14 protein-coding genes are annotated in these 13,045 nt (G+C 75.0%); 8 read left to right on the top strand and 6 right to left on the bottom strand.

All coding sequences use genetic code 11. The features are described from left to right. The coding region (locus AB5970_RS18735) for a DUF5719 family protein (protein WP_370505466.1) at window positions 1-1,146 on the top strand (1,146 nt) is incomplete at its 5' end. Window position 1,147: 1 nt separating this feature from the next. On the opposite strand, the gene AB5970_RS18730 is transcribed toward AB5970_RS18735, so the two are convergent. Beyond that, window positions 1,148-2,017, bottom strand: a complete 870-nt coding sequence (locus AB5970_RS18730) for a glycosyltransferase family 2 protein (RefSeq protein ID WP_370505465.1) — start codon at window positions 2,015-2,017, stop codon at window positions 1,148-1,150. A 22-nt stretch (window positions 2,018-2,039) separates the two neighbouring features. After that, window positions 2,040-2,537, bottom strand: a complete 498-nt coding sequence (locus AB5970_RS18725; RefSeq protein WP_370505464.1) for a metallopeptidase family protein — start codon at window positions 2,535-2,537, stop codon at window positions 2,040-2,042. A gap of 75 nt (window positions 2,538-2,612) precedes the next feature. On the opposite strand from AB5970_RS18725, the gene AB5970_RS18720 reads away from it, so the two are divergent. From AB5970_RS18720 to ahcY, 6 genes are all read left to right on the top strand, one after another. Beyond that, window positions 2,613-2,984, top strand: coding sequence for a DUF3499 domain-containing protein (locus tag AB5970_RS18720; protein WP_370505463.1), 372 nt, complete (start codon window positions 2,613-2,615; stop codon window positions 2,982-2,984). 1 nt (window position 2,985) lies between these two features. Further along, window positions 2,986-3,261 carry a hypothetical protein gene (locus AB5970_RS18715; RefSeq protein WP_370505462.1) on the top strand — a complete coding sequence of 92 codons (276 nt, stop codon included), beginning with the start codon at window positions 2,986-2,988 and terminating at the stop codon, window positions 3,259-3,261. Between the two features lie 54 nt (window positions 3,262-3,315). Beyond that, entirely contained in the window at window positions 3,316-4,782 is a 1,467-nt protein-coding gene (locus AB5970_RS18710; protein WP_370505461.1) for a phosphomannomutase/phosphoglucomutase, read from the top strand. Then, window positions 4,782-4,985 (top strand): Trm112 family protein, encoded by a 204-nt coding sequence (locus AB5970_RS18705; RefSeq protein ID WP_370505460.1) that lies wholly within the window; start codon window positions 4,782-4,784, stop codon window positions 4,983-4,985. Before AB5970_RS18710 ends, AB5970_RS18705 begins: the two co-directional genes overlap by 1 nt. A 50-nt stretch (window positions 4,986-5,035) precedes the next feature. Beyond that, complete coding sequence (locus tag AB5970_RS18700) at window positions 5,036-5,986, top strand: cation diffusion facilitator family transporter (protein ID WP_370505459.1); 951 nt, start codon at window positions 5,036-5,038, stop codon at window positions 5,984-5,986. A 120-nt stretch (window positions 5,987-6,106) separates the two neighbouring features. Beyond that, a complete protein-coding gene (gene ahcY / locus AB5970_RS18695) occupies window positions 6,107-7,597 on the top strand; it encodes an adenosylhomocysteinase (protein WP_370505458.1) in 1,491 nt (496 codons plus the stop codon). 2 nt (window positions 7,598-7,599) lie between these two features. Here ahcY and AB5970_RS18690 read toward each other — a convergent pair whose 3' ends face one another. After that, window positions 7,600-8,415, bottom strand: a complete 816-nt coding sequence (locus AB5970_RS18690; RefSeq protein ID WP_370505457.1) for an RDD family protein — start codon at window positions 8,413-8,415, stop codon at window positions 7,600-7,602. 50 nt (window positions 8,416-8,465) lie between these two features. Here AB5970_RS18690 and AB5970_RS18685 point away from each other — a divergent pair, with 50 nt between their 5' ends. Beyond that, on the top strand, window positions 8,466-9,455 hold the full coding sequence (locus tag AB5970_RS18685) for a stage II sporulation protein M (protein ID WP_370505456.1): 990 nt from the start codon (window positions 8,466-8,468) through the stop codon (window positions 9,453-9,455). On the opposite strand, the gene AB5970_RS18680 is transcribed toward AB5970_RS18685, so the two are convergent. From AB5970_RS18680 to AB5970_RS18670, 3 genes are read right to left on the bottom strand one after another with little or no spacing between them, the layout of a single operon-like run. Next, on the bottom strand, window positions 9,452-10,615 hold the full coding sequence (locus AB5970_RS18680; RefSeq protein ID WP_370505455.1) for a winged helix DNA-binding domain-containing protein: 1,164 nt from the start codon (window positions 10,613-10,615) through the stop codon (window positions 9,452-9,454). The two genes, AB5970_RS18685 and AB5970_RS18680, sit on opposite strands and share 4 nt — an antisense overlap. Then, a complete protein-coding gene (locus AB5970_RS18675) occupies window positions 10,612-11,904 on the bottom strand; it encodes a DUF58 domain-containing protein (RefSeq protein WP_370505454.1) in 1,293 nt (430 codons plus the stop codon). The genes AB5970_RS18680 and AB5970_RS18675 overlap by 4 nt, the downstream gene beginning before the upstream one ends. A gap of 1 nt (window position 11,905) precedes the next feature. Beyond that, window positions 11,906-12,913 (bottom strand): AAA family ATPase, encoded by a 1,008-nt coding sequence (locus tag AB5970_RS18670; protein ID WP_370505453.1) that lies wholly within the window; start codon window positions 12,911-12,913, stop codon window positions 11,906-11,908. Between the last annotated feature and the right edge of the window lie 132 nt (window positions 12,914-13,045).

The raw sequence follows: 13,045 nt of genomic DNA, 5'->3' as shown, positions 1-13,045 counted from the left end.
GCCGCGGCCTCGTGCCAGCAGCCCGTGGCGGCCGCGTGGCTGCTCGGGGGCGCGACCGACCTGTCCAGCACGGCGCAGCTGGTCCTCGACAACGCGGGCTCGACCCCGGCCGAGGTCACCCTCGAGATCTGGGGGCCGTCCGGTCCCGTCGACCTGACCGGCGAGCGGTACCTCGTCGCGCCGGGCGCGGAGCGGGTCGTCGTCCTCGGCGGCATCGCCGCGGAGCAGCGGCGCCTCGCCGTGCACGTGGTCGCCACCGGGGGCCGCGTCGGCGTGCACGTCCAGGACTCGGCCATCGACGGGTTCACGCCGGCCGGCACGGAGCTGGTGGTGCCCGGCACCGCGCCCGCGCGGCGCCAGGTGGTGCCGGGCGTCTCGGTGGTCGCCTCGGCGGTCGGCGACGTGACGGCTCCGGCCCTGCGGCTGCTCGTTCCCGGCGACGCCGGCACGACCGCCCACGTCACGCTGCTCGGGCCTACCGGGGTGACCGAGCTGCCGGGCGCGGACGCGGTGGCGCTGGCCGCCGGCGAGGTCACCGACGTGCCGCTCGGCGGGCTCCCGGCGGGCGCCTACACCGCGGTCGTCGACGCGGACCAGCCGGTGCTGGCCTCCGCCGTCGTGAGCCGCCCCGGGTCGCTCGGTGAGCTCGACGACGTGCCCAGCTCGGAGCGCGGCTGGGCGGCCTCGACGGCCGCCGGCCGCAGCGGCGTGGTGGCGGTGCCCACGGGCACGCGCGGGGTGCTCGTGGTCGGCGCGGTGTCGTCGCACACGGACCCCACGTCGGGCCGCGACGCCACGGCCAGGCTCCGCCTGCTGGGCGAGGGCGGGACGGTGCTGGTCGAGCGCACGGTCCGCCTGAGCGCCGGCACGACGGGCGCCTGGGACGTCGCCGCGCTGGCCGAGGGGACCGGCGACGTCGTCGTGGCGGACCCGGCCGTGCCCCCGGTCGTGTCGCGGGCGCCCGGCAAGGTGGTCGGGGTGGACCTGGTGACCGACGACGGCGCCGACGTCGAGCTCGCCTGGGCGCTGGTGGCCGAGGTCGACCGCCCGGACGGGATGCTCGTCTCGGTGCTCGACCCCGTGCCCGTCCCGCTCACGACGCCCGACGTCGCGGTCCGCGAGGACCCGCGGCTCGGGACGCGCTGACTCAGCGCGCGGCGCGCAGCTCGGAGCGTTCCCGCAGGCGCAGGCCCAGCGCGGCCGCCTGCCGGACCGGCCACTGGTACCAGCGCGGGTAGCGGCGCCGGACGTACCGGGCGGCGCTCGCGTGGTGCGCCGAGATCATGCTCGCCGGCTTCTCCCGCCAGGACGTGCCGCCCACGTGCGTGACCTGCGCCTGCGGCACGTAGAGGTTGGTCCAGCCGGCCCGCCCGAGCCGATCGCCCAGGTCGACGTCCTCGAAGAACATGAAGTAGCCGTCGTCGAACCCGCCGACCGCCTCGAACGCCTCGCGGCGCAGCAGCAGGCAGGCGCCGGACAGCCAGCCCGCGGGGCGCTCGGCACCGGTGGTCTGCTGGCGGGCCTGGTAGCGGCGGGTCCACGGGTTCCCCGGCCACAGCCGGACGAACACGGCGTGGCCGGCGCCCTGCGTCAGCGAGGGGAGCTCGCGCGCCGAGGGGTAGACGGTGCCGTCGGTGTTGAGCAGCGCGGGACCGGCGGCACCGACCGTGGGGTGGGCCTCGGCGGCGGCGACGAGCGTGTCCAGCGAGCCCGGCTGCCATTCGATGTCGGAGTTCGCGACGACGATCCACGGGGTCTGCGCGTCGCGCGCGCCGAGGTTCGCGGCCCGCCCGTACCCGAGGTTGTCGCCCGTCGCGACCAGCCGGGCGCCGACCTCGTCGGCCACCGCGCGCGCCACCGTCGGGTCGGTGCCGTTGTCCACGATCACCAGCTCCGTCGGCGTCGCCGACGCGGTCGCCAGCGTCCGGGCGAAGGACGCCAGCTCGTCGCCGGGGTGGTAGACGACGCAGACGACGCGGACGGTGGCGGGAGACGGGTGGGGGAGGGCGGTGCTCATCGTCCGGACAGGCTAGTGGGCATCAATGGGCATCGCCGTACTGCGGGTCCACGTCGTCGGGCGACCGCCCCAGCATGTGGGCCACCTGCTCGACGACGACGTCGCGCACCAGGTCGGCCAGGTCCAGCGGGTCCGTGGCGCGGGACTCGACGGGACGCCGGTAGACGACGATGCGCGCCGGGAGGCCGGCGTCGGCCGGGAAGTACCGACCGAGCGGGACCCCGCCGTGCTCCCACGGCGCCGGGTTGGACGGCGGCACGTCCTCCACCGCGAACTCGGTGCCCTCGAGCTGGCGGGACCAGGCGCGCTCGATCCGCTCGACCGCGTCGAGCACCAGGTCGTCGAACCGCTCGGCGCGCGTGCGGTAGGCGGGCATGGTGCTGGGCAGCAGCGGCCCGCGGGGCCCGCGGCCGCGCCGGTCGCGACGCCGGACGGGTGCCACCGTCATGGTGGGCACCGAGAGCATCCGGCGGCCGACGCCGGGGGTGCGGCGGGCGGGCGGAGGGGGCGAGAAGCTCACCACTGCACTGTAGATCGCCTCCGGGCGACGGCGTGGGGAGGCACGGCTGTCGGCCGCCAGGGGTACGGTCAGCGCGTGAGATCCGTGAGGCAGTGCACGCGCACGGCGTGCGGGCGCGCCGCTGTGGCGACCCTGACCTATGTGTACGCCGACTCGACCGCCGTGCTCGGTCCGCTGGCGCAGCACGCCGAGCCGCACTCGTACGACCTGTGCGTGCAGCACGCGGAGCGGCTCACGGCGCCGCGCGGCTGGGAGGTCGTCCGGCTCACGCCCGAGTTCGCGGCCGCCCCGCCCAGCCAGGACGACCTGCTCGCCCTCGCGGACGCGGTGCGCGAGGCCGGGCGACGCCCCGAGCCGGAGCCCGTCGGGCTGCCGGAGGCGGTCGGCGCCGCCCTGAACGAGGCGCCGCGCCGGGGTCACCTGCGCGTGCTGCGGGGCGAGGGCTGACGTGGCCCGCCGCAAGGGGGAGGCGGCCCGCGCGCGCGCCGAGCGCGCCGGAGAGCCGCTGGGCTCGATCAGCCAGCCGACCGGTCCGGTGGTCCCGGGGTCCGGCGCGTGCCTGCAGTGCGGCGAGACCGAGCTGACCCGCATCCGGATGGGCCTCACGGACGGTCGTCAGGTTGTCTTCGTGTCGTGCCCGTCGTGCGAGCAGCGCAACTGGTTCGCGCTCGACGGCGACGGGACGCCCCTGGCCCGCGACGAGGTCGTGGGCGGCGACGCCTGACCGCAGGCGACGGCGTCTGAACTGGGGCCGGAGCGCCGCGGGTACGATGACCGGGTGACCTCCCCTGCAGCCGACCGTGTCGATCTGACTGCCCTCATCAAGGCCTACGACGTCCGGGGTGTGGTCCCCGACGAGCTCAACCCCGCTGTCGCCCGCGCCATCGGCGCCGCGTTCGCCGACGTCGTGGTGCTCCCCGAGGCGACCGAGCGCCCCCGGGTGATCATCGCCAACGACATGCGCCCGTCCGGCCCCGAGCTCGTCGCGGCGTTCGCCGACGGCCTGGTCGCGCGCGGGGTCGACGTGATCCGGATCGGCCTGGCATCGACGGACGGTCTCTACTTCGCCTCGGGCTCCCTGGGCATCCCGGGCGCCATGTTCACCGCGAGCCACAACCCGGCGCAGTACAACGGCATCAAGCTGTGCCGGGCCGGGGCCCGCCCGGTGGGCCAGGACAGCGGACTGACCACCGTGCGCGAGCTGGCCGGGGACTACCTCGCCGCGGGCGCGGTCCCCGAGGTCGGTCCCGCGGAGCGCGGCACGGTCGAGGACCGCGACATGCTCGCGGAGTACGCCGCATTCCTGCGGTCGCTCGTGGACCTCTCCGGCATCCGACCGCTCAAGGTGGTGGTCGACGCGGGCAACGGCATGGGCGGGTTCACCGCACCCGCCGTGCTCGGCACGGGCGCCGGCCTGCCCGCGCTGCCTCTCGACATCGTGCCCCTGTACTTCGAGCTGGACGGCACGTTCCCCAACCACGAGGCCAACCCGCTGGAGCCCGAGAACCTGCGGGACCTGCAGGCGGCGGTCGTGGAGCACGACGCCGACCTGGGCCTGGCGTTCGACGGCGACGCCGACCGCTGCTTCGTCATCGACGAGCACGGCGACCCGGTGAGCCCGTCCGCCATCACCGCGCTGGTGGGGCTGCGCGAGGTCGAGCGCGAGCGCGCCGCCGGGCGCACGCCCACCGTGATCCACAACCTCATCACGTCCCAGGTGGTGCCGGACCTGCTGGGCGCCGCGGGCGCGACCACGGTCCGCACCCGCGTCGGCCACTCGTTCATCAAGGCGCAGATGGCCGAGCACGACGCCGTCTTCGGGGGTGAGCACAGTGCGCACTACTACTTCCGCGACTTCTTCTTCGCGGACACCGGGATGCTCGCGGCGATGCACGTGCTCGCGGCGCTCGGGGGCCAGCCGCACCCGCTGTCGGCGCTCTCCGAGCAGTACCAGCCGTACTCGGCGAGCGGCGAGATCAACTCCCGGGTGGCCGACGTCGCGGCCGCGCGCGACCGCGTGATCGAGGCCTACGTGACCCAGCAGGGCGCGGGCCCGGTGCAGGTGGACGAGCTGGACGGCCTCACGGTCTCGCACTGGGCCGGGCACCCGCAGTGGTGGTTCAACCTGCGCGCGTCCAACACCGAGCCGCTGCTGCGGCTCAACGTGGAGGCGGCCGACGAGGACATCATGGAGAAGGTCCGCGACGACGTGCTCGCGCTCGTCCGCCAGGACGGGGACGCCTGATGGCCTCCGGGCGCTCCCTGGAGCCGTGGGCGCGCGAGCTGCTGCGCTGCCCGGTGACCGGCGCGACGCTGGTCGACGGCGTCGGTCCGGACGGCGAGCCGACGCTCGTCTCCACGGACCCCGAGAACCCGTTGGCGTACCCCGTGCGCGACGGCATCCCCGTCCTGCTCGTCGACGAGGGCGTGCCGGTCGGCCGCGACTGACCCCGGCCGCTCGTCCCCCGTCCCCCACGAACTGATCCCGAGGAGCCCGAGTGGCGCACGGCGGCGGTAACAAGGCGATCGTGGCGGCGCTCGCCGCCAACCTGGGCATCGCGGTGACCAAGTTCATCGCGTACCTGCTCACGCTCTCCAGCTCGATGCTGGCCGAGTCGGTGCACTCGCTGGCCGACTCCGGCAACCAGCTGCTGCTGCTCGTCGGCGGCCGCCGGGCGCAGCGGGAGGCGGACGAGGAGCACCCGTTCGGCTACGGCCGCGAGCGGTACGTCTACGCGTTCATCGTGTCGATCATCCTGTTCTCGCTCGGTGGCCTGTTCGCCCTCTACGAGGCGTGGCACAAGTGGCAGGACCCGCACCCGATCGAGGGCCGCTGGTGGTGGGTCCCGCTGGTCGTGCTGGTCGTCGCCCTCGGGCTCGAGGGGTTCTCGTTCCGCACCGCCATCCACGAGTCCAACGAGATCCGCGGGCAGCAGTCGTGGGTCTCGTTCATCCGGACCGCCAAGGCGCCCGAGCTGCCCGTGGTGCTGCTCGAGGACTTCGGCGCGCTGATCGGCCTGGTCCTCGCCCTGTTCGGCGTCGGCATGACCCTGATCACCGGCGACGGCAGGTTCGACGCGCTCGGCACCGCGGGCATCGGCATCCTGCTCGTGCTCATCGCGGTCGTGCTCGCGCTCGAGACGAAGTCGCTGCTGCTCGGTGAGTCCGCGTCGGCCAAGGACGTCGCGGCGATCGAGGGCGCGCTGGTGGGCGAGGGGGTCGGGTCGGTGATCCACCTGCGCACGCTGCACCTCGGGCCGGAGGAGCTGCTGGTGGCCGCCAAGATCGAGGTGGCCGCCGCGGAGAGCGCCGCGGACGTGGCCGCCGCGATCGACGCCGCCGAGGCGCGCGTGCGGGCGGCCGTGCCCATCGCGACGACCATCTACCTCGAGCCGGACCTGCGCCGCGCCGCCGACGACGCGGACGTGACGGAGGTCACCCGGGGCTAGCATGGCCCGGACGGCGTGGGTGATGCCCGCAGACCGAGAGGGGTCGCGCCGGCGTGAACGACGAGGGCCATGACCTGGTTTCGTCGTGCCCGCCCACCGCAGCACACCCTCAGGAGTGAGATGTCCACGTCCGCAGCGTTTTCTGAGCTCCCCGGCAGCTACAAGGTCCGCGACCTGTCCCTCGCGGAGGCCGGACGCCACCAGATCCGCCTCGCCGAGCACGAGATGCCGGGGCTCATGGCCCTGCGCACCGAGTTCGGTCCCTCGCAGCCCCTCGCGGGCGCGCGCATCGCCGGCTCGCTGCACATGACCGTGCAGACGGCCGTGCTCATCGAGACGCTCGTGGCGCTCGGTGCCGACGTCCGCTGGGCGTCGTGCAACATCTTCTCCACGCAGGACGAGGCCGCGGCGGCGATCGTCGTCGGCCCGGCCGGCACCGTGGACGCCCCGGCCGGCGTGCCCGTGTTCGCGTGGAAGGGCGAGTCGCTCGAGGAGTACTGGGACTGCACCGAGCAGATCCTCGTGTGGCCCGGCGGCGAGGGCCCGAACATGATCCTCGACGACGGGGGCGACGCGACCCTGCTGGTGCACAAGGGCGTCGAGTACGAGGCCGCCGGTGCCGTGCCCACCGACCCGGCACCCGGGGACGCGGGGTACTCCGACGAGCTGCTGGTCATCCTCGGCACCCTGCGCCGCTCGCTGGCCGCCGACCCCCGGCGCTGGACCACGATCGCGGCCCGGATCAAGGGCGTGACCGAGGAGACCACCACGGGCGTGCACCGGCTGTACCAGCTGGCGGAGGCCGGCGGGCTGCTGTTCCCGGCCATCAACGTCAACGACTCCGTCACCAAGTCCAAGTTCGACAACAAGTACGGCATCCGGCACTCGCTGCCCGACGGGATCAACCGGGCCACCGACGTGCTCATGGGCGGCAAGGTCGCGTTCGTCGCGGGCTACGGCGACGTGGGCAAGGGCGCGGCGGAGGCCTTCCGGGGCCAGGGCGCGCGCGTGATCGTCTCCGAGGTGGACCCGATCTGCGCCCTGCAGGCGGCGATGGACGGGTACCAGGTCGCGCTGCTCGAGGACGTGCTCGGCCAGGCCGACTTCTTCATCACGACCACCGGCAACAAGGACGTCATCTCGGCCGCGCAGATGGCCCGCATGAAGAACAAGGCGGTCGTCGGCAACATCGGGCACTTCGACAACGAGATCGACATGGCCGGCCTCGCCGCCGTCCCGGGGATCACGCGCACCGAGATCAAGCCGCAGGTGCACGAGTGGACCTTCCCCGCGGACGGCGACCGGGAAGAGCGCTCGATCATCGTGCTGTCGGAGGGGCGCCTGCTCAACCTCGGCAACGCGACGGGGCACCCGTCGTTCGTCATGAGCAACTCGTTCTCCAACCAGGTCATCGGCCAGATCGAGCTGTTCACCAAGCCGGGCGACTACGCCCGCGAGGTGTACCGCCTGCCCAAGGTGCTCGACGAGAAGGTGGCGCGGCTGCACCTGGACGCCCTGGGCGTGCGGCTCACCGAGCTCACCAAGACCCAGGCGGAGTACCTCGGCGTGGACGTGTCCGGCCCGTACAAGCCGGAGCACTACCGGTACTGAGGTCAGTCGACGGGGTCGGGGACGCCGTGGGGGAGCCGCTGCAGCAGCGACGACTCCGCGGCGTCCCGCTCCCCGGCGCGCAGGCGGGTGACCAGCTCGCGGTCGCGGCGCTCGGCGAGCACGGCGGCGAGGAAGGCCTCCGGGTGCGTGCCCAGCGGCGGCAGCGGGTTGACGTAGCGCTGCACCTCGGCGGTGAGCTGGGAGCCCAGCTGCACGCGTGACGCCGGGTGCAGGGAGGCGGCCCGGCCCAGGAACTGCCGGACGGACAGCGCGAGCCCGTCGGGCAGGCGCGCGAGGTCGGCGGTGTGCGCCCACCCGGCCAGCATCGGGGGCATGACGATCGGTGTGCGCACCTTGGCCGCACCGCGGACGCGCACGGCGTAGGTGCCCGCGAGGATGTCGCCGACCCGCTTGCCCTGCGGGTGCACGATCGAGCAGATCAGCGCCACGCTGCCGAACGTCAGCCACAGCTCGCCCACCCCGACCAGCGCCCGGACGAACGACTGCCGGAACACGATGGGGCCGCCGTCGTCCCGCACGATCCGGATGCCCAGCGCGAGCTTGCCCAGCGAGCGCCCGCGGGTCAGGGTGTCCACCGTCGTGGGCAGCACGACCGTGATCGTCGCCAGGAAGACGACCCCGACGATCCGCACGACCTCCTCGGACGGGCTCGTGATGACCGCGCTGAGCGCGATGAACACCACGAACAGCACGACGCCGAGCAGCAACAGGTCGAGCAGGGCGGCCAGCAGGCGGCTCGCCGCGGATGCCGGCCGGGAGTCGAGGACGACACCCTCGCCCGTGATGATGCCGTCCATGCGGGCAGGGTAGCCGCTGGACCGGGCTCCGGGATGGCAGGCTGTGCCGCATGGATCTGGACGCCTTCGAGCGGGCGCGCTCGGCCGACTGGCTGCGCCTCGACGAGCTGGTGCGGCAGCGCCGCCGCACGGGTGCGGAGGCCGACGAGCTCGTGCGGCTCTACCAGGCCGTCGCCACCGACCTCTCGTCCGTCCGGTCCGCCGCCCCGGACCCCGAGATGGTGACGCGGCTGTCGATGCTGGTGGGGCGCGCGCGGGCGGCCGTGGCCGGCACGCACGAGCCCAGCTGGCGCGACGTCACCACGTTCGTCGGCGCCTCGCTCCCGGCGGCGCTCTACCGGATCCGCTGGTGGACGGTGGGCGTGGCCGCGGCGTTCGTCGTGCTCGCGATCACCGCCGGCGTCTGGGTGGCCACGCAGCCGGACGCGCTCGCGTCGATGGGCACGCCCAGCGAGCAGCAGGACTACGTCGACAACGCCTTCGCCCAGTACTACACGCCGGGCGGCGGGTTCGCGGCGATGGTCTGGACCAACAACGCGTGGCTGACGGCGATCAGCATCGGCACCGGAATCTCTGGGGTCCTGCCGGTGATCTTCCAGGCGCAGAACGCGATCAGCGTGGGCTCGATCGGCGGCATGATGGCCGTGCACGGGCACCTGGGGGTGTTCCTGCAGCTCATCGCGCCGCACGGGCTGCTGGAGCTGACGGCCGTGTTCGTCGCCGGGGCCGCCGGGCTGCGCCTGTTCTGGACGTGGCTGGTGCCCGGTCCGCGGCCGCGCGGGCGGGCGCTGGCCGAGGAGGCGCGCGCCCTGTTCACCGTGGCGATCGGCCTGGTCGGGGTGCTCGCCGTCTCGGGCCTGATCGAGGGGTTCGTCACCGGCTCCGGGTTGCCGTGGGCGGCCAAGGTGAGCATCGGCGCGCTCGCGCTCGCCGGCTTCTGGACCTACGTGCTGGTGCTGGGCCGCCGCGCGGTCCGGGCGGGGCGCACGGGCGACCTCGAGGCCGACCGGGCCGGCTACACGCTGGCGACGGCTGGCTAGCCCGGATCGACCACGACGACCCGCGGCTCGGCGGCGTCGCCGGTCATGAGTTCCGCGAGGCCCGCCGCCTCGGCCTGCAGCTGGTCGCGCTGCGCCGCGGTCGGCCGGGCGAACGGTCGGACCGTGAGCGTGACGGGCCCACGGGCCGACAGGTCGCGCGGCACGTCCCACGTCCCCGCGACGCGCCCGTCGAGCAGGAACGTGGCCGGCACGACGCCGTTCGGGCTGGCCAGGAACGCGCGGTGCTCGGGCGACATGATCCGGGTGCGGTCGGCGTGGCCGAGCAGCACGTTGTCGTAGTCCGCCAGGAACCGCACCGGCGCGGGCACCGACGGGTCGGGCAGCGGCATCCCGGGCAGGTCCAGCACCTCGCGCTCGCGGACGGCGCCGGGCGACGGCTCGGCGCGGTACCGGACGAGGTCGAGCCGGTCGGTGACGGCCCGCAGCCCGGTGAGCCCCGACCAGCTCTGCACGTCGGCCACGGAGGCCGGACCGAACGCCGCGAGGTAGCGCCGGACCAGCCGCTCCTGCTCGGCGGCGAGCACGGCGGGGTCGGCCAGGTCGGGCGCCGCGGCCGACAGCTCGGGCCCGAACCAGGTCCACGCCGTCGTCCAGGTGGTCGCCCCGGACCGGCCCCAGACGCCGCGCGGCGGCACCTGCACGAGCGGCAGCGTGCCGCGGGCGCCGTAGGCCAGCGTGCTGGGGGCGACGTCCGGCCAGCGCTCGGCCAGGAGCCGGCCCAGCTCCGTGGTCACGCGGGGCTCGGCCTCGACCAGCGCGCGCGCCGCGGCGGTCAGCTCGGGGACGTCGAGCGTGCGCAGCCCCGCCGCGTGCGCGGCGTTGACCAGCAGGTCCTTGGCGTACAGCGGCGCGATCAGGCCGGGCAGCAGCAGCGCGTCCGCGGCGGTGACCAGGTGGATCGTGCCGCGCATGACGGCGATGCGCGCGACGCTCCGGGCCCATAACGCGTCCGCGAGCTCGTCCGTCCGGAACCCCGCGACGCGGCTCCACAGGCCGACGTACGGCGACCAGGCGTTCTGCGCCTGCAGGCCGACGAGGTGGTCGACGACGTCCAGCGCGGGTCCGTCGTGCCGGGCGAGCAGGTGCTGCCGGGCGAGCAGGGCCCGGTTGAGCTGCGCGCGCGAGAGCAGCTCGGTCACAGCCGGCCGGCGGCCTTCAGGGCCAGATAGGTGTCGGCCAGGCGGGGGGCCAGGTCGTCGGGCAGTGCGTCGAGCACCTCGGCGCCGCGCTGCCGGAGCCGCAGGGCGACGGCGGCGCGCTCGAGGCCGACCCGCTCGGCGGCCGCCGCGTCGAACACGGCGGCGGCGCCGTCCCGGTCGGCGCGCAGGGAGTCGACCTCGGGGTCCGCGACCGACGCGAGCACGACCTGGTGCCGCTCGGTCAGCTGCCCGACGACGCCCAGCAGCCCCTGCTCGACCGCCGCCGGGTCGAGGGCGGTGAGCAGCACGACCAGCGCCCGCTGCGAGAGCCGCTCGCGCACCTGGGCCACGACCCCGGGCCAGTCGGTCTCCACCAGCTCGGGCTCGGCCAGGGCCAGGGTGTCGGCGAACGCCGCCATGACGCGCGGGCCCGTCGCACCGGCGACGCGGCCGCGCACGCGGCGGTCGAAGACCACGAGCTCGACGCGGTCGCCCGCCCGCGTGGCGAGCGCGGCGAGCAGCAGCGCCGCCTCGATCGACGCGTCGATGCGCGGCGCGTCCAGCACCCGGACGGCCGACGTGCGGCCGGTGTCGAGCACGATGAGCACCCGCCGGTCGCGCTCGGGCCGCCAGGTGCGGACGACGACGTCGGAGCGTCGCGCGGTCGCGCGCCAGTCGATCGAGCGCACGTCGTCGCCGATCACGTACTCGCGCAGGGAGTCGAACTCGGTGCCGGGTCCGCGCACCTGCACCGCGGCGCGACCGTCGAGCTCCTTGAGCCGCGCCAGGCGGCTGGGCAGGTGCCGGCGCGACGCGAACTCGGGCAGCACGCGCAGCCGGCCCGGCACCGTCAGCGAGGCCTGCCGACCTGCCAGCCCGAGCGGGCCGACGGTGCGCACGGTCACACGGTCGGCGTGGGCGTCGCCGCGCCTCGTCGGCACCAGGACCGTGCGGGCGCGCGTGCCCTCTCCCGCCGGCACGTCGAGCCGGTGGCGGTCCTGCCGGGCACCCGACGACGGCGGCCACGCGTCGCGCACGACCCCACGCAGCCGGCGTCGGCCCACGTTCGACAGGGTGAGCGTGGAGGTGGCGGCCTCGGTCAGGCGGACCGAGGCCGGGACGTCGCGCCGCACACCGACCTGACGCGGCGACGCCGCCAGGGACGCGTCGAGGGCGCACGCGACCACGACGAGCAGCGCCCACAGCAGCACCGTGGCGCCGGCGGGCACGAGCAGCACCGCCGGCAGGCCGAGCGCGGCCAGCACGACCGCGCGCCAGGTGACGGCCATGTCAGCGCGGGACGGGGACGGACGCCAGCACCGTGTCGAGGACGCTCTCCGTGCTGACGCCCTCGAGCTCGGCCTCGGCTCGCAGCTGGACGCGGTGCCGCAGCGTCGGGTGGGCGAGCGCCTTGACGTCGTCGGGCGTGACGTAGCCGCGGCCAGAGAGCCACGCCCAGGCCCGCGAGGTGGCCAGCAGCGCGGTCGCGCCGCGGGGGGACACGCCCAGGGAGAGCGACGGCGACCGGCGGGTGGCCCGGCAGACGTCGACGGCGTAGCCCAGCACCTCGGGCGCCACCTGCACGCGCGCGACCTCCGCCCGCGCGCGGGCGAGCATCGCCGCGTCGGCCACGGGCCGCAGACCGGCGCCCGCCAGATCGCGCGGGTCGAAGCCGGCCGCGTGCCGGGCCAGCACCTCGATCTCCTCGGCGCGCTCCGGCAGGGGGAGGACCAGCTTGAGCAGGAACCGGTCGAGCTGGGCCTCGGGGAGCGTGTACGTGCCCTCGTACTCGACCGGGTTCTGCGTCGCGATGACCAGGAACGGGTCGGGCAGCGGGCGCGGCGTGCCGTCGATCGAGACCTGCCGCTCCTCCATCGCCTCGAGCAGCGACGCCTGGGTCTTGGGGGGCGTCCGGTTGATCTCGTCGGCGAGCAGCAGGTTGGTGAACACCGGGCCCTCGCGGAACGAGAACTCGGCGGTGCGGGCGTCGTAGACCAGCGAGCCCGTCACGTCGCCGGGCATGAGGTCGGGCGTGAACTGCACGCGCTTGGTCTGCAGGTCGAGCGCGGCGGACAGCGCGCGGACCAGCAGCGTCTTCGCGACGCCGGGCACGCCCTCGAGCAGCACGTGGCCGCGGCACAGCAGGGCGATGACGAGGCCGCTGACCGCGGCGTCCTGACCGACCACGGCCTTGGCCACCTCGGTGCGCACGGCGGCGAGGGCGACCCGCAGCTCGTGCGACGGCTCCGGCGCGGGCTGGGTGGCCGTGGTCGTCCACTGGGGGCTGTCGTTGCTCACGTTCGGTGAACCTCGCTCTCGAGATGGTCCAGGTCGCGGGCCAGCTGGGCCAGCCCGCGGTCGTCGGTGGGTGGTGGTCCGTAGAGCAGGGCCTCGACGTCGGCCGGGCGTCGGGCCGACGCGCGCGCGACG

This window comes from Cellulomonas sp. ICMP 17802 (assembly GCF_041295535.1).
In the GTDB taxonomy this organism is placed as follows: Bacteria; Actinomycetota; Actinomycetes; order Actinomycetales; family Cellulomonadaceae; genus Cellulomonas.
The sequence above is the reverse complement of the archived record's forward strand: the minus strand, read 5'-3'. Positions and strand labels throughout refer to the sequence as shown.